This is a genomic window from Neobacillus niacini, from assembly GCF_036961885.1.
In the GTDB taxonomy this organism is placed as follows: domain Bacteria; phylum Bacillota; class Bacilli; order Bacillales; family Cytobacillaceae; genus Neobacillus; species Neobacillus niacini_H.
In genome coordinates this window covers 66,548-82,332 of sequence record NZ_JBALNQ010000060.1, presented here as the reverse complement: position 1 = coordinate 82,332, position 15,785 = coordinate 66,548, and the positions used below count along the sequence as shown (strand labels likewise).

At 37.2% G+C, this 15,785-nt stretch carries 14 protein-coding genes; 2 read left to right on the top strand and 12 right to left on the bottom strand.

What is annotated here, in order from left to right; genetic code table 11:
- Positions 1-15 precede the first annotated feature (15 nt).
- The 11 genes from fabG to V7124_RS21935 all read right to left on the bottom strand — a co-directional run bounded on the left by fabG (position 16) and on the right by V7124_RS21935 (position 11,851).
- Positions 16-777, bottom strand: a complete 762-nt coding sequence (gene fabG, locus V7124_RS21985; protein WP_335493501.1) for a 3-oxoacyl-ACP reductase FabG — start codon at positions 775-777, stop codon at positions 16-18.
- Positions 778-804: 27 nt separating this feature from the next.
- A complete protein-coding gene (locus V7124_RS21980) occupies positions 805-1,233 on the bottom strand; it encodes a Zn-ribbon domain-containing OB-fold protein (protein WP_335493499.1) in 429 nt (142 codons plus the stop codon).
- Positions 1,234-2,409 (bottom strand): thiolase family protein, encoded by a 1,176-nt coding sequence (locus V7124_RS21975; RefSeq protein ID WP_335493497.1) that lies wholly within the window; start codon positions 2,407-2,409, stop codon positions 1,234-1,236.
- An 82-nt stretch (positions 2,410-2,491) separates the two neighbouring features.
- Positions 2,492-3,112: a TetR/AcrR family transcriptional regulator gene (locus V7124_RS21970; RefSeq protein WP_335493495.1), complete on the bottom strand. Its 621-nt coding sequence runs from the start codon at positions 3,110-3,112 to the stop codon at positions 2,492-2,494.
- A gap of 652 nt (positions 3,113-3,764) precedes the next feature.
- Positions 3,765-4,283 (bottom strand): hypothetical protein, encoded by a 519-nt coding sequence (locus tag V7124_RS21965; RefSeq protein WP_335493493.1) that lies wholly within the window; start codon positions 4,281-4,283, stop codon positions 3,765-3,767.
- The gene (locus V7124_RS21960; RefSeq protein WP_335493491.1) at positions 4,271-7,591 is read right to left on the bottom strand and encodes a RecQ family ATP-dependent DNA helicase; all 3,321 of its coding nucleotides are present in this window, start codon (positions 7,589-7,591) and stop codon (positions 4,271-4,273) included. The genes V7124_RS21965 and V7124_RS21960 overlap by 13 nt, the downstream gene beginning before the upstream one ends.
- A 179-nt stretch (positions 7,592-7,770) precedes the next feature.
- The gene (locus V7124_RS21955; protein ID WP_335493489.1) at positions 7,771-8,055 is read right to left on the bottom strand and encodes a hypothetical protein; all 285 of its coding nucleotides are present in this window, start codon (positions 8,053-8,055) and stop codon (positions 7,771-7,773) included.
- Positions 8,055-8,249, bottom strand: a complete 195-nt coding sequence (locus V7124_RS21950; RefSeq protein ID WP_335493487.1) for a ChaB family protein — start codon at positions 8,247-8,249, stop codon at positions 8,055-8,057. The genes V7124_RS21955 and V7124_RS21950 overlap by 1 nt, the downstream gene beginning before the upstream one ends.
- 397 nt (positions 8,250-8,646) lie before the next feature.
- A complete protein-coding gene (locus V7124_RS21945; protein WP_335493485.1) occupies positions 8,647-9,510 on the bottom strand; it encodes a carbohydrate ABC transporter permease in 864 nt (287 codons plus the stop codon).
- Positions 9,507-10,493 (bottom strand): carbohydrate ABC transporter permease, encoded by a 987-nt coding sequence (locus tag V7124_RS21940; RefSeq protein WP_335493483.1) that lies wholly within the window; start codon positions 10,491-10,493, stop codon positions 9,507-9,509. Before V7124_RS21940 ends, V7124_RS21945 begins: the two co-directional genes overlap by 4 nt.
- 65 nt (positions 10,494-10,558) lie before the next feature.
- Positions 10,559-11,851 carry an ABC transporter substrate-binding protein gene (locus tag V7124_RS21935; RefSeq protein ID WP_335493481.1) on the bottom strand — a complete coding sequence of 431 codons (1,293 nt, stop codon included), beginning with the start codon at positions 11,849-11,851 and terminating at the stop codon, positions 10,559-10,561.
- A 259-nt stretch (positions 11,852-12,110) separates the two neighbouring features.
- On the opposite strand from V7124_RS21935, the gene V7124_RS21930 reads away from it, so the two are divergent.
- Entirely contained in the window at positions 12,111-14,168 is a 2,058-nt protein-coding gene (locus V7124_RS21930; protein ID WP_335493479.1) for a catalase, read from the top strand.
- A 250-nt stretch (positions 14,169-14,418) separates the two neighbouring features.
- On the opposite strand, the gene V7124_RS21925 is transcribed toward V7124_RS21930, so the two are convergent.
- Entirely contained in the window at positions 14,419-14,856 is a 438-nt protein-coding gene (locus V7124_RS21925; RefSeq protein ID WP_335493477.1) for a VOC family protein, read from the bottom strand.
- Between the two features lie 378 nt (positions 14,857-15,234).
- On the opposite strand from V7124_RS21925, the gene V7124_RS21915 reads away from it, so the two are divergent.
- Positions 15,235-15,705 (top strand): hypothetical protein, encoded by a 471-nt coding sequence (locus V7124_RS21915; RefSeq protein ID WP_335493475.1) that lies wholly within the window; start codon positions 15,235-15,237, stop codon positions 15,703-15,705.
- Positions 15,706-15,785: the final 80 nt, after the last annotated feature.

Here is a 15,785-nt window from a genome sequence, read left to right as displayed (position 1 = left end):
TTTACTTAATGATTTTTAAAAAATAAAAAGATCGGCGCCACCTGTAATTGGTATACATTGGCCTGTTATATAATCTGATTGGTCTGACAATAAAAATGTTACTAAATTAGCTCCTTCCTGCGTTTCACCTACTCTTTGCAAAGGAACTTTCTTTTCCATTCTTTGTTGATATTCTTTCGGTATCGTCTCCCAGGCTGGAGATTTAAGGAAAGATGGTGCCATGCAATTTACACGAATATTATGTTTTCCTCCCTCTAACGCAAGTGATTTTGTAAAACCTATCACTCCTGCTTTAGCAGCAGAATATACCACTTGACCAAAACCACCCATTATACCCGCAATCGATGACATATTTACAATTCTTCCATAATTTTGTAGACGCATGTCATCCCACACTGCCTTCGTAACATTAAAGGTTCCAGTTAAATTAACATTTATATCGGTTTGCCACATTTCGTATGTCATGTCTTTCATTTGTGCCATCGTATTCATTTTTGCTGCATTATTCACTAATAAAGAAATAGTTCTATTCATATCTGATTTAATTTCATTTACAACTGCTTGAACTTGTTCAAAATTTGCTACGTCCATTTTATATGCTTTGGACTTTCTCCCCATACTTTGAATTTCTTTTGCTGTTTCAACAGCAGCTTCAAAATTTAAATCAGCCACTACAACATCAGCACCACACCTAGCAATCGTTAAAGCATCCATTTTTCCAATTCCTTGCCCTGCACCTGTTACTAAAGCCAACTGTCCTTCAAGATTGTAATTCATTGTAATCATCCCTTCAGAATTATTAGATTATATTAATTGGAATGTTGGTAATACTCTGTCTTTTGAAAACGGACTGTCAGGTACTTTTAGCACATGAAGAGTCACCTTTTTATTAATTTCAATATCTTCTATTTGTGAATTCACAATTTGTGTATACATTCTAATTGGACCTACATTCACCAATGCAAAGATAAGAGGTCCACTGTATCCTGCAGGAATCCCTATTTCCTGTATGGTAAAAGCTTCGATTGTACCTTCATGTGGGAGTGAAATCCACTCAAATTGATCAGAAAGGCATTCTGGACAAACTGATTTTACAGGGTAGCTAATATTTTCGCAATTCTGACATTTTGTTGTAGTTAGGTTCCCATTACGCAAATTATCGTAATAAGTGTATAGCTTAGTAAATTGTTTCGTTTGTTGAGGGAATGGATCCATTGTATAAGCGTACTCCATTTATAACACCTCCGATGAAAATATATTAATAACATGTTCACCAGGACCACTATTATTATGTGTGAGTCCAATTTTAGCTCCACTTACTTGTCTCTCCCCAGCTTCTCCTCGTAATTGCCAGAAAATTTCGCATGCTTGTGCAACACCTGTAGCTCCGAGCGGATGTCCGCAGCCAATCAGACCACCTCTTGGATTTACTACAACGTCTCCCCCATAACCTGCACGTCCGCTAGTAACAAAATGACCGCCTTCACCTTTTTCACAAAAGCCCATTTCTTCATAAACCATAAGTTCGGCAATGCTAAAGCAATCATGAATCTCTGCTATATCCACATCTCTAGCAGTGATTCCCGCTGAATGAAATGCATTTTGGGCTGCTAATTTTAAGGCCGGCCAAGTAGCTAAATCTTTATATGAATTTGAAACAGTAAAGTTATTAACAACTTGACCACTTCCTGCTAGATAAATAGGTTTTGAGACAAGATCTCTGGCTCGTTCATCCGAAGTTATAATTACTGCAGCTGCCCCATCTGTAATCGGAGAACAGTCAAACAATCTTAAAGGAGATGAGATAATACGTCCGCTTAATGCTTCCTCAATAGTTGTTGGTTTCCTAAAGTGAGCATTTTGATTTTTTGATGCGTGTTCTCGGTTCTTAACTGAAATCGCTGCCAACTGTTCTTCAGTTGTTCCATATTTTCTCATATGTGCTTGGGCAGTAATTGCAAATACAGGTGGAGCAGTTAAACCTAATGAACTTTCGAATTCTCTATCAAGGCCTGCCCCCATATTTCCAAAAGTTTCAGTCATTACAGGTGTATTTAATTTTTCAACTCCAACAACCATAACCGTTTTTGCTAAACCAGCCACGATACTTGCATATGCTAACCGAATGGCAACATTACCACTCGCACACATATGTTCAACACGAGTAGATAATGAAGTAGGTCTAATCCCAAGCGTTTCTTCAGCTAACGAGGCAACATGACTTTGAAAGGCATTTCTCTCTGGTAGAACAGATGCAAGAATAAATCCATCAACATCCTTCGGCGTTATTGCCCCATTGAGAGAATCAAAACATGCTTTCCCAGCCTCTGCTATAAGTTCACGGTATGTGGCCTCGCGAACTCCAAATTTTGTCATACCTGCACCAACAATACCAACTTTATTTTTCAATTTTTTCTCTCCTTTTTCTCAAGCTTTGAGTTCCCTTGTCAAAAATAGAAACTTCTTTTCACATTATAGTCTTAGGTAGTTTTTAATCCTCTTTTTTTAGTAAGCCACGTTCACAAAAATTTACAATTCTCATTAAATTATCCTCTTGATTATATTTGTCTATCTCATTATTCCAAAATGGAATCCAATGCATAACTCCTAGTAACATTTGAATAGCAATTTTTGTAGGCATTTTTTCAAAAATTCCTTCTTGAACACCTTCCTCATATAAATTTTTCCATAAAGATAGAAATTCAGATTGCATTTTTCGTATAATAATTTGATGTTCATCTGTTAGAGAATTGTGTTCAGTAAAAGCAGAATAAAATAAATTGCTGCTATTTAAGATTAATTCTGCATAAGCAGTAAGAGCTTCCCGTAACCGTATTCGTGCTGACTTCGACTGTAAAATAATATCTTTTATGCTTTTAGTTCCTGAAGTCATTGCCGATTCTAATATATAAAATAGTAATTCTTGTTTACTTGATATATAAGAATACAGCGTAGGTTTTGTAAGCCCAACTCTCTCGGCAACTTCATCCATGCTCATGTTGTGATATCCCGTTTCTCTCATTAAATCTATAGCTTGACTTGCTATTTCCCGCTTTTTATCTTCGATTTTTTTAATTGCTCTTTTTGCTTTTAACTCTCCCCCGACACTCATAACTAACTATCCGACCTTTCTGTTTTTTTAACATTATAAGGTAATTCATAGTTGTTGAATTTCTCCTCACTTTACTCATGAGTTAAATAAACAGATTATTTAACTTATGAGTTAAATATATTAAAATTAATTGTAAATGTCAACGATTGTTTTTTTATTTTTTATATATTTTGAAAATTAAATAAAATAATTTGCTTTTCCACCCTGTTCTCGCAGTAAAGATATCATAACCTCTATTGAAATTTATTAAAGACTTTGTTTCATCATAAATTAGAACCTGAAAGCCGTAATGCCCCATGTCAACACTTAATTTGGTTTTGTAGCTAAATAGTTCTCTGGTAATTTCCGTTTACGTCTCATGTTTGAAGAAATGCAAAACATAAGCCGCTTACCTTTAAAGTAAACGGCATCTCTCCCTAATTATTCAGTTCCAAGCGTAACTCCGAATGTTTTTATATAATGCCTTATAATCGATACAAGAAAAAGGGCACACTTGTTAACCTTGTTAAAAAAGGAGTGTTACGGAAAAAGTAAATCTTTTTTCTTAGACGTAAAAAATCCCCAAGCTCTCTGATCGAGCTGGGGATTTTTTTTGCCGTGATTAAAGTAATAATGAAGATTAAGAGAATTTGGTAATTCAAACCGAAATACACTACCTCGATATAAGATAGACTAAAATCCCCACGATTGAGACACTCAGCACAGTGTTTATCGCAAAAAACATTTTATTAGCCTTAGATATACGATTAAACTGTGACTGCTGTTCATCATTTATACGTTTGAGTCCCTCAACAAGTGCGGTCTGGTTTTGATTGGCCACTTTGTTCATTTCCAGGAAGGAAGAGATCATTCCCTTTTCATTCTTTTCTTGCTGCTGTTTCATTTCAGTCAGACTGGTAAGGATGTTGAATTGTGACTGTTCAAGTGACTGCTGTTTAGCTTCGATATTTTTAGAAGTCGTTTGGAATAGCTCTAACTTACTTTCCATAATCTCTTGATAAAGCTTAAGCTGCTCTTTTGACTGGCTCAGTGAGTCAGAGGTTTTTGCTATTTTTTCCTGAAATTCTTCAATAAGTTTCAGGTAATCAGATGCTTTCTTAACACTTTCTATTTCATTACCAAGATCAATAATATATGTTTCTAGTTGATCTATTTGTTCTATACTTCCCATGGGTAACCTCCATAAGATTGCTCTTTAATTGTGGAATGTAGTGTTTTTATCATGCTGCCATAACTGAACCTATCTTCTAGGCTTGAATAAATTTGTTTTAAATCCTCCATCAAATCGAAGCCATTTGTTATTAACACTTCACTCAATAGTCTTCTTTGATCCACATCCAAGAAGACATCCGATGTCTCCAAGATTGACCCAAGCATCTCTACTCTCATTTCAGAATCCAGTTTCGAAATTTGACGAATCGCTACAGCCATCCTTTCGCGTCCATCAATTGAATCAAATTCACCATCCGCGAGACTAGTGATACCCGTAATCAAATTAAGGCTTATATCATTATTATAGCTTTCTAGGAAACGACTTACAGTGATTTTCAAGCTTTTAAACGTACTAAGGGAGCGTGGTTGATCGTCCTTGCCCTCTTCTTGCACATAGAAAATTTTGAACCAATCCTTTAATCGATCTTTCTGCGCAACAACCTGCTCTAAAAAGTAAACATCATCATTTCTCTTAAAATAAACCTCAATCTTTTGTTGCAATGACTCACTATCCGTAAATTCATCGGCGTACTGCTTCATTAATAACATCGACCGTTTCCTTGAATAAATCACATTGTCGTTATACCACTTTAATAGCACGAAAAGAATTCTTTTTAAAAAAGGTTCACTACTTTTATGGAAATGATTGATTAAGACAAAATATTGCTCTGAAGATTTTTCACTTGGATCTAACGTGAACGTGTAATCGTATTTTTTAATATGTTTAGTTAACTTACCGACCACCGTTTGCTCCGTCCAATCAGCTATTTCTACCTCCAACTGCCTACTCTTCCAATCTATTGTCCAATCCTCGACAATTCCTAGTAGGGCTAACCGATAGACACATTTTTCTACTCGTTCTCGTTCCCTATCATTCGTAAAATTAATAGCCACCTCAAGATTCCCTGTGGTTAAGTTTGATTGATAAAAAGTAAATATTTCTTCCACTTCTTCTTCTATATTCTTCAAATTGTTCGTTAGAAAAAATAATAACGTATTTAAATCACCATTCATCTTTTTCTTTTCTTCATTCAAAGAATGTAAATTCGTATTCACTCCAAAGATGTCTTGCAATTGCCTTTCATTTAATTGATCGGGACTATAAAAAATAAGACAATTTGATTTACTTTTGTCACGACCAGCACGACCAGCTTCCTGATAAAACGATTCTAATGAACCTGGTATGCCATAGTGAATGGTTTGCCGAATATTTCCTTTATCAATGCCCATGCCAAAAGCCTTGGTGGCAACTAACACATCGATTTCATCATTCATAAAGGATTGCTGAGTTTTATCCTTATACTTTGAGAATGAATCAGAACCCCAATTTTTAGGCGCACTCCCAGAATAAAATTCCGTTGCTAAACCAGTCCTATCATGTATAGAACGACTTAACTGGTAGCAGCCATTTGCGCCATTAACAATGGATGTAAAAACTAATGTAGCAGCTTTATCATTTGAATTAGATCGATTTTTGCTTATATGCCGTAAATAATCAACCAAATACTCTTGTTTGTCCTTTGACTTTACTTGAACAATTGAAAATTCCAATTCTTCCCGAGTGAATTTTGGAATCGTGATGACATTATTACTTTTGATATCAAGTTCCGTCATGATATCCTTCAAGACCTTCGAAGATGCTGTTGCAGTCAATGCCAAAAATCGAGAAGAAGGAGCAAACTTAATGATCGTATTAGCCAAAGCTAAGTAAGAGGTCCTGAAGTCATGCCCCCATTCAGACAAACAGTGAACCTCATCAATGACTGCCAATGAAATTGCTTTCGTTTGATTAACTAATGATAAATCTTCTCTGAACTTACGCATCTGGAAGCGTTCAGGAGAAATAATTAAAAAGAAATACTTTCCTGTAGCAAAATTTCTTAGCCGTCTACTTGATTCCTCAGGAGTTATATCGCTATTAATAAAACTTGCGTGCGTAATGTGATTTTTTACATTCATATTGGATATTTGGTCCAACATAAGTGACTTGATCGGTACAACAACAAAGCTGATTGCCGGCTGGAGCATAACGCACAATTGGTAGGTAAGAGATTTTCCTCCCCCAGTTGGTAACAAGCCAATCGTGTCTTCACCATTTAAACAATTAATGATGATTTCTAACTGACCATCCCTAAACTCTTCATGCCCGAATAGATTTTCTAGGATAAACTCTAGATGTCTCTGGTGTGTTTTAGTCGTTAAAGTATAGACAACCGGTTCATTCACTTTGACAGAAAAGTAGTTTGCCTCATCATCAAAATCGGTTCGAATATGATAGACATTCTGTTCGTAAATGCAATCATCCCAGCGCTTAAATATATCAAACTTAATGGTGATAGCATCTTTCTGAAGTGACATTTGGGCCTCATTCTCAAAGACCGTTATCTTAATATGGGGCATATCAATATATGTATTAAACAAGGCAGCAATGTTGGCAATCCACAACTCTAAATCCTTCAAGGCCAACTCCAAATAACGTCGTGCATCCACTGCAAACACATTAAAATTCCAAGTCTTGTTATCAAAAGAAAGAACTCCTCGATCAAGCAGTTCAAGAATAAAAACTTGAAATCTAGCAATAGAGGTCAAGTTAATTTGTACATCATAGTCCTTAGGGTTTATAGCTAAGTAATCCCGATATTGATTGAAGTTATCCTTATTGGCCCTATATATCTTTCTGAATTCAGCTTTAAACGGTTCATAATTTCTATTTCTAATTTCTTTTGTATTAATCCGTACCACATTGATTCCCGCACGTTCAAACGCTTTATCTCTTTTTTGATCAAGTACGACTTGATTTTTGTGGTGTGACCCATCGACTTCAATGACCGTTTTAAGAAGAGGGATATAGAAATCCACTTGCTGCTTGTTAAACGCTTGATCAACTTCAGGAAGTATATCTGAAATCGGGCATTCAGCAATTGTTACATTCCTGATAAAACCAAAAGTATTTAATATTGATCCTAGGTCATTATAAAATTGGGCAGCAGGATAATCATCATTACTGATATCCCCTTTTATCGTCTGGGTCCAGTTCAAGTTTTCCTTCGAAAGAAACTTCACCTTTTCCATCGTGTCTAAATAATCTCTCTCTAAATGGAGCTCATTTCGTAAAAATTTTGAAGCAATCGTAGGTGCCCCACGTATGATCATATTTTGTACAATACGGATAATATTTGTGTATGGTGTTACGATCTGGTAGTTAGGTAGGTTCGTAATAATAAAATTTACATTGGAGTGGCAATAACTTGCTGTGAATTTCTTCATGTCATCTTTGATCTCCTATATTGGAACTATTCATATATCTATTATAGGATTAAAGGCTGATATTAAGGAAGGATTATTTTCCCACCTATGTTCATCATAAAATTACTGTTTCTCTGAAACTTTGGTTAATAAAAAAATCCCCTTTACTCTAGTGAACTAGGGGATTTCCTGCCTTTCTTTCAAAATGATAATGCAGGCGATACATATTCATATTGTTCTTTATAATAATCATAAAAGATTTTAAGAGCATTTTCCGATTTATCTCTGATTTCTATATCAGGTACCTCTACTGGACCTGTTACAATTAATTCTCGTGTTAAGTACATCAATCGTGAAAAAACTAATAAAATACAGTTCTTAACACTCATCCTTTCAAAAAGAACTTTTTTAGGCACCTGATAATTCTCTAAATAGTTATAAAACAGCTCTGTTGACTTCTTATACGATTCAATTTTTGAGAACATTATTTTTCAACCCACTTGTCATCGCGTTTCTTATATTTCTTTTTAACAGCACTCCATGCTACTTTAAATGCAGTTTCTTCCTCTTTATAATTTTCACTTGCGGAATTAAAAGCTTCCATAAAAATTATTTGGGCATGTTGGGGTAAATTGTCTTTCACTGGATCCGGAAGGTCTTTTGGAGAATTATAAGGCATTTTTATTCCTCCTCTTCTATTAACTTCATAAACTTTATTTTACCAATTCCATGAATTCTAAACCCACTAACCCCTTAAATCACAGATTCCACAAGATATTCTAGAATCCATTCTTTCTTATGTACCCAAGTGCCTAGCTATCAATATTTGTGCCTGTCCCCCAACACTCTACAAAGGTAAACGCGGGGGATAGGTAGTAAATCTAAGTTGCAAAAAAATATGTAAGCAATCCTTACCGAAAAAATTAACTATTGCCTATTCACCTAATAAAAGCTTTTTTAAAATAAGACCCCCAACCAACATAGTTGAGAGCCTCAAGTGTAAAGATTACTATATACAAGCACAAACATCGTTAATTATTGTCGGTTGACCACTCTTTCATTTATCATAATATCACTTATCCCTTCATTCCAGCTGAAATATTGGAACCTTTAATAAAATGCCGCTGGAACAGGTAGAAAATCAATATGGTCGGAATCATTACCATCACAGACATAGCCATCAAATAATTCCATTGCGTCTGGACACTGCCTTTAAAGGTCTGAAGTCCTAATTGAAGTGTATACAGCTTTTCATCGCTTAGATACAATAATGGTCCCAGCAGGTCATTCCATGCACCGGTAAAGGAGAAAATCGCAACTGTAATTAAAGCTGGCTTAACTAGCGGCATAGCAATAAGCCACCAAATCCGAAAATAGCTTGCCCCGTCCATAATCGCAGCCTCAATTATTTCGTTTGGAATGGTCATCATAAATTGTCTAATCAGAAAGATATTAAAAGCACTTCCCAAAAAGGCAGGTACGATGAGCGGCAGGTAGGTGTTAACCCACCCTAATTTTGAAAACAAAACATACTGCGGTACCATCGTTACAAAACCGGGAATCAGCATTGTGGACAGTACCAAAACAAAAAGGGCATTCCTTCCCTTAAAGCGTACCTTTGCAAACCCATAGGCGATAAAAGCATTTACAAAGACATTACCAATTGTAGTCACAACAGCAATCAGCAAGGTATTCAAACTCCATCTCGTAAAATCACCGGTTTTCCATGCTTCTATATAATTAGAAAGATGAAAACCCTTTGGAAAAAAAGAAGGAGGATATTGCATGATCTCCTGTGGGGATTTTAGAGAAGTTGAAAGCATCCACCAAAGCGGAGTCAGTAACATGATACTTCCTAAGAAAAGGATTAGAAACACCATAGATTTTTTGACGTTGAGCCTTTTATTCTGATTTGCTCTTCTTACTGCTGCTCTAATCACTTGTCATCCCCTCCATCATAATAAACCCATTTCTTTCCTACTTTTAAATTAGTAAATGTCAGCGCCATGATAATGATAAATAAGAACCATGCCATGGCTGAGGCATATCCCATATCAAAAGATTTGAACGCATTGTTCCACATATGAAGATTGTAGAACAGCAGCGAATTGCCTGGTCCACCCTGTCCATTTTGGGTCATGACATAAGCTTCTTGGAAAATTTGAAACGATCCGATGGTACTCGTAATGATATCAAAGAAAATGATCGGCGTTATCATCGGAAGGGTAATATGGAAGAATTTTCGAAAACCGCTCGCCCCATCTAAATCGGCCGCTTCATATAATGACGGAGAAATGCCTTGCATTCTGCCGAGATATAAAAGCATACCTCCCCCGACACTCCACATTTTCATCAATATCAGCGCCGGCTTTGTCCAGTTGGGGTCGAACAGCCATGAGGGACCTTCGATTCCAAATATATGTAAAAATTGGTTGACTAACCCTGTAGAGGGACTTAACAGCTGCATCCATAAGAAGTAGACCGCTACACCGGACAGGATAGATGGGAGATAATAGATGGTACGGAACACCTTCATTCCTTTCACCTGTTGGTTTAATAAAACGGCAATCATAATCGCTCCCGCCGTTGTCAATGGAACAGAAAAAATCACATAGTAAAGAGTATTCCAAAGCGCTGTCCAGAACATATCATCTAAAGTGAACATTCTTTTATAGTTTTCCAGTCCGATAAAATTCATCTTGGAGGTAATATTATAATCTGTAAAGCTAGCAAATAAGGAAAATAACAAAGGGCCCGCTATCAATCCAACAAAACCAATCAGCCAGGGTAAAATAAATATATAGCCTATCAGATTACGTTTCCTTACACTGGAAACCGACGGAGCCACGGCTCTCGTCTTCTTTGGGCTTAACGAAATACTCGGCAATCTTGTTTTTGCTTGGTCCGCTGTCACTTTTTCCATCCTGCTCATTCCTTTCTTACACGAGGAAGAGAAGCGTCGAGCGCTTCTCTTTTCTTTTCTCGTCGTTATTTTTTCATTTTTGCGACATCTTTTTCGGCCTCAATTAATGCTTCTTCAGCTGTTATTTTGCCGTCGATCGCTGACTCTACCAGTGGATTAATACGTTCCTGATAGTCAGGATACTGATTAGGAACTGGTGATAGAGTAGTATATTGCATAGAATCTACTGCATTTTGGTATACCGTTTTAGCGTCACCTGTTAAACCATTTAAAACGCTCTCTGCCGCCTTTATGTTGGCGACGTTATCATAGTTCTTCTCTGCCCAGAATTTTTGAGCTTTTTCCCCAGTTAAATATTTTATAAATTCCATGGCTTCTTTTGGATGTTTGGCTCCTTTTGGAATCTCCGCCACAAATCCGCCGCCGTCACTCCACGGCTTACTGTTTTCATCAAATGTAGGCATTGTTGTCACACCAAAATTCATCTTTGTACCTGAGTCCCGGATTTGCGTATAGAAGGTGGCTACATCTGTAAACATGGCAACCTTTCCTCCAATAAATGGATTGGTTTGCCCGTTGCTGAATTCGGCTTGATAGTTTTGGATCGTCTTTTTTCCGTAGCGTTTTTGCCATTCAACTAACCATTCTAACGCTTTCACTTTATTTGGCGTGTTGATTGTTAACTCTCCGTTTTCGAGGTATCCAGTGCCATTATCCGCATTTTTCAGCCAGCTGGGAGCACCAAAGCCGCCAAACAACGGATAAAATCCGATGCGGGTATATTTGTCGTCTTGTTTTACATCCAGCTTCTCGGCATATTCTTCAAGCTCTTTCCAGGTGGCTGGCGGTTTGTTAGGATCTAAACCCGCTTCTTTAAATGCGTCTTTATTGTAAAATAGCAATCTCGTATCGGTTGTGAACGGAACCGCATATGGCTTATCTTTATATAAAACTGTTTCCCAAAGATTAGAATAAAATTGTTCTTTAAATGTATCTTGATCTATGTATTTTGATAAATCTTCTGCTTGATTGTTTTCGGCGCGCTGCGAAACACTATTGATATCATTGATTACGATGTCAGCAGGATTTCCAGCAGCCACGGCAGCAAGGTTTTTGGTCCAAATGTCTCCCCAAGGAATAAAGGTATGTTTAACCAAGATATTGTCCTGTGATTTGTTAAATTCGTCGACAATTTTTTCAATGACCGGTCGTCTTGTTTCCGACCCCCAGAACGTCCAAAAGTCGACCACTACCTTACCATTTGAACTAGCAGCATCGCTCTTGTTCGAACATCCTGACAGGATTGTTGACAAGAGCAGGATTACTATAAGTGAAATACTTCCAATTACTTTTTTCATATGTTAGCCCCTCCCTAGTTGGTTTTAAAAGATTCCTAGAATCTTTTTTCTACAGTAGATATACCCAGGATTCTGTCTAATAAACCAACTTCTTGTCAAAACAGGAAGAAAGTCACATCCAGCACCAAGACTGAAATACTCCAGATTTTTCGAGAATTAAATTTACAGAAATTTACAAAAAATGTTTAATCTAACTCTAACTAGGGTACGAAATAATGTAATGTTTTTACATAATAAATACCGATAGGGAGGAACGATCATGAACAACAAGGGGAAGAAAGTGAATGAAAACAGTAAAAATGAGCAACTGGAGCAGTTCCGGGTTAATGACGAAGGCAAACATATGACGACCAATCAGGGGTTAATGGTTTCGGAGGATGAGTTTTCCTTAAAAGCTGGCGAACGTGGTCCGACTTTAATGGAGGATTTTCATTTTCGTGAAAAGATGACCCACTTTGACCATGAGCGTATTCCAGAGCGTATTGTGCATGCACGCGGCTATGCTGCCCATGGTGAGTTTGAAGTTTACGAGTCGATGAAAGAGTATACAAAGGCAGGTTTTTTGCAGGATCCATCCGTTAAAACGCCTGTTTTTGTCCGATTTTCCACTGTAGCAGGCTCACGCGGATCAGCTGAGACTGTTAGGGATGTCCGTGGCTTCGCGACAAAATTTTATACCGAAGAAGGTAATTATGATCTAGTTGGAAATAATGTTCCGGTTTTTTTCATTCAGGATGCCATTAAATTCCCAGATTTAGTGCATGCGATCAAACCCGAGCCTCATAATGAGATCCCCCAAGCAGCAACGGCTCACGACACATTTTGGGATTTTGTAGCGAACAATCAAGAAACAGCCCATATGATTATGTGGCATATGTCAGATCGTACAATTCCACGAAGCTTTCGTATGATGGAAGGGTTTGGTGTTCATACCTTCCGCTTTGTTAATCATCAAGGTAAAGCACGGTTTGTAAAGTTTCATTGGAAGCCTAAATTGGGTGTTCATTCACTTGTATGGGATGAAGCGCAAAAAATAGCAGGAAAAGATCCTGATTTCCATCGTCGTGATTTATGGGAATCAATCGAGAGCGGCAATTTCCCTGAGTATGAATTAGGAGTTCAAATGATAGAGGAAGAAGATGAATTTAAATTTGATTTCGATGTGCTTGATCCAACGAAATTATGGCCTGAAGAAGAAGTACCGGTAAAGATCATTGGGAAAATGACATTGAATCGTAATGTCGATAATGTTTTTGCTGAAACGGAGCAAGTAGCATTCCACCCAGGTCATGTGGTACCAGGTATCGATTTCACGAATGATCCTTTGCTTCAAGGTCGCTTATTTTCCTATACAGATACGCAATTAATTCGCCTTGGAGGACCAAATTTTCATGAGCTGCCGATTAATCGACCTGTTTGTCCGTTCCATAATAATCAGCGTGATGGCTTTGGACGTCAAACCATTAACAAAGGGCAAGTGAGCTACCATAATAATTCACTAGCCTCAAATACCCCTATTCCCGCAAATGAAGAAGAAGGTGGGTATGTTCATTATCAGGAAAAAATTGAAGGCAGAAAGGTACGAAACCGAAGCGAAAGCTTTAAAGATCATTTCTCTCAAGCTAGCCTGTTTTGGAACAGTATGAGTAAAACTGAAAAAGCGCATATCATTGACGCGTTCTGTTTTGAGCTTGGAAAAGTAAAGAGTAAAGATGTGCAGCAGCAAGTGGTCGATATGTTTGCTAACGTTAGTTTAGAGCTCGCAACGACCATTGCGGATGAGATAGGTGCAAACCCGCCACAAGGAGAAGTCTCACAATCAGAAGGAATGAAATTATCTCCATCACTTAGCCAGGTAAATACAAAGAAACAGCCTGAAACACGTAAAGTAGGAGTGATTATTAGCAACGATTTTAACGGTGCTGATGTATCGGAAGTATTGAAAGACCTAAAAGCAGAAGGCATTCAAGTTGAAATCATTAGCGATAAGCTCGGAATATGCAAAGGTTCTGATGGTACAGAGCTGGAAGTTGACCACACTTTTTTAACGGTGGATTCCGTATTGTTTGATGCTATCTATGCGGTTGGTGGAAATGTAGAATGTACGAAGTTTAACCAAAAGGGAGCCTATTTCATTAACGAGGCATTCTCTCACTTCAAGCCGATTGGTGCCACACACGAAGGAAAAAAATGGCTGCTAGCGTGGAAATGGATGAACAGTCCCGGCGTTGTAGTTGGAGATGATATGAGAGAGTTCGCAGAGAATTTTGTAAAATCTATTTCTGCTCACCGTCACTGGGATCGCCAAATTGTTTAAACGTAAACGAATGCAGAGAGACGAATAAAAAATAAACACTTGAAAATCGAAAAAATCGGGGGACAGACCCCATGTCTGTTAATAAAACTATATTAAAAAGCGATGTTTCGCAAAACAAAAAGAGTCTAGTATTGACTCTTTTTGTTTTGCGACAGCAATTCGAAAAGCCCCTTTCCTTCCCTCTTATCTTTCCTGATTTCTGTCCCAATATCTGTTAGAGTGAATACTTTGACGTGTTGAATTTCCACATTTATCTGATTTTCTCCGCCAACTCTAAAATAATTCCCTCTGGACCACGAACGTAGCACAACTTATAACTTTCTTCATATTGCTGTATCTCACTAAAGATTTCCGTGCCCTTCTTTTTCAATTTGGCAACAATAGCTTCAATATCTTCAACAGCAAAGCAAATATGTCGGATACCTAGCGTATTTGCAAAAGGTTGCTGAATATCTTTTTCATCTGTCGGCGTATAAAATTTGACTAACTCTATCCATGCCTGACCATCTGGCATCCCCAACCCTACACATGCCGTTTTAACATCATTAAGCCCAACTATTTTGTCCAACAGTTCTCCATCCATTTCCCATTCCGCCTGCACTTCAAGTCCTAAATCAAGAAAAAACGCTTTAGCCGCTGAAAGATCATTTACGTTTATACTCACATGATCGATTCTATTGATCTTCATATCCCATACCTCCTATGTTCCTGTTATATTCAATACCTGTTTTCGTGTAAGGTTTGTTCGAAATTCTAATTCGCTTAAAACAGATACTTCGTTGCAACACCCATAAATCGTTGTATCCATCCATTTAGTCTACTGTGATAGTTGTTGACGTTCTGGATGTGATAAATCCCCTTAGTACGGATTACACCTACTTTTTCGCATCTTTGACCACCATTATATAACGATAGTTCGGATTTTGAAAAATTTATATAAAATCAAATGTCCTGGTCTATGTTAGGGTATGAATCCCAGTAAATTTGTTAAAGATGATCCAGCTAGAGGCATCGAATGGTGAGCAATTTGAAATTTTTCCAAACAAAATAAAAAGTGGTGAGGCCTATGAATAATTGGATTATTATAACCCCAGAAGGAATCACTAAATCACCAAATGATACATTTTATGAAAACTTTCAAGTTTTAGGTTTTGTTACCGCTACGACAAAAGAAGCTGCTCTTGTGAAATTAAAAGAAAATTATTCATATATTAATGGAAGTGGTTTTGATGAGGTATGGATTTACCAATTGCGATTTAGTAACCCAAATATCACATATTTAGGAATAGAACAAGAAGAAGATGAATTCGAAGACGATTTTGAAAGAGAGATGGTTCATAAAATTACTTGTATCCTTGAAGAAAACTGCTACACGGATATTACTTATGACTACTTCGAAGAGGACTCCTATTTCTTTGAGGCTTATTCAGATGCCTTTCAAGAAGTACGGGTAGATGTTAAAGATGAGACGATTGAAGTATATGACAGATACATTGCAGAAAAACACTTTGTCCATTTTGGGGATATTAAACTTTAAAATGGTCATAACTAAACAAGCCTATTAACATAGTAAACCGTTCCGTTTCGAGGTGCATATAATATATATGACAATGAAAA

Coding starts and splice junctions, on each gene's coding strand:
- V7124_RS21940 (WP_335493483.1), bottom strand. CDS start 10,493: ATGGAAAAAGTGACAGCGGACCAAGCAAAAACAAGATTGCCGAGTATT.
- V7124_RS21935 (WP_335493481.1), bottom strand. CDS start 11,851: ATGAAAAAAGTAATTGGAAGTATTTCACTTATAGTAATCCTGCTCTTG.
- V7124_RS21915 (WP_335493475.1), top strand. CDS start 15,235: ATGAATAATTGGATTATTATAACCCCAGAAGGAATCACTAAATCACCA.
- V7124_RS21925 (WP_335493477.1), bottom strand. CDS start 14,856: ATGAAGATCAATAGAATCGATCATGTGAGTATAAACGTAAATGATCTT.
- V7124_RS21960 (WP_335493491.1), bottom strand. CDS start 7,591: ATGAAGAAATTCACAGCAAGTTATTGCCACTCCAATGTAAATTTTATT.
- fabG (WP_335493501.1), bottom strand. CDS start 777: ATGAATTACAATCTTGAAGGACAGTTGGCTTTAGTAACAGGTGCAGGG.
- V7124_RS21980 (WP_335493499.1), bottom strand. CDS start 1,233: ATGGAGTACGCTTATACAATGGATCCATTCCCTCAACAAACGAAACAA.
- V7124_RS21965 (WP_335493493.1), bottom strand. CDS start 4,283: ATGGGAAGTATAGAACAAATAGATCAACTAGAAACATATATTATTGAT.
- V7124_RS21970 (WP_335493495.1), bottom strand. CDS start 3,112: ATGAGTGTCGGGGGAGAGTTAAAAGCAAAAAGAGCAATTAAAAAAATC.
- V7124_RS21955 (WP_335493489.1), bottom strand. CDS start 8,055: ATGTTCTCAAAAATTGAATCGTATAAGAAGTCAACAGAGCTGTTTTAT.
- V7124_RS21930 (WP_335493479.1), top strand. CDS start 12,111: ATGAACAACAAGGGGAAGAAAGTGAATGAAAACAGTAAAAATGAGCAA.
- V7124_RS21950 (WP_335493487.1), bottom strand. CDS start 8,249: ATGCCTTATAATTCTCCAAAAGACCTTCCGGATCCAGTGAAAGACAAT.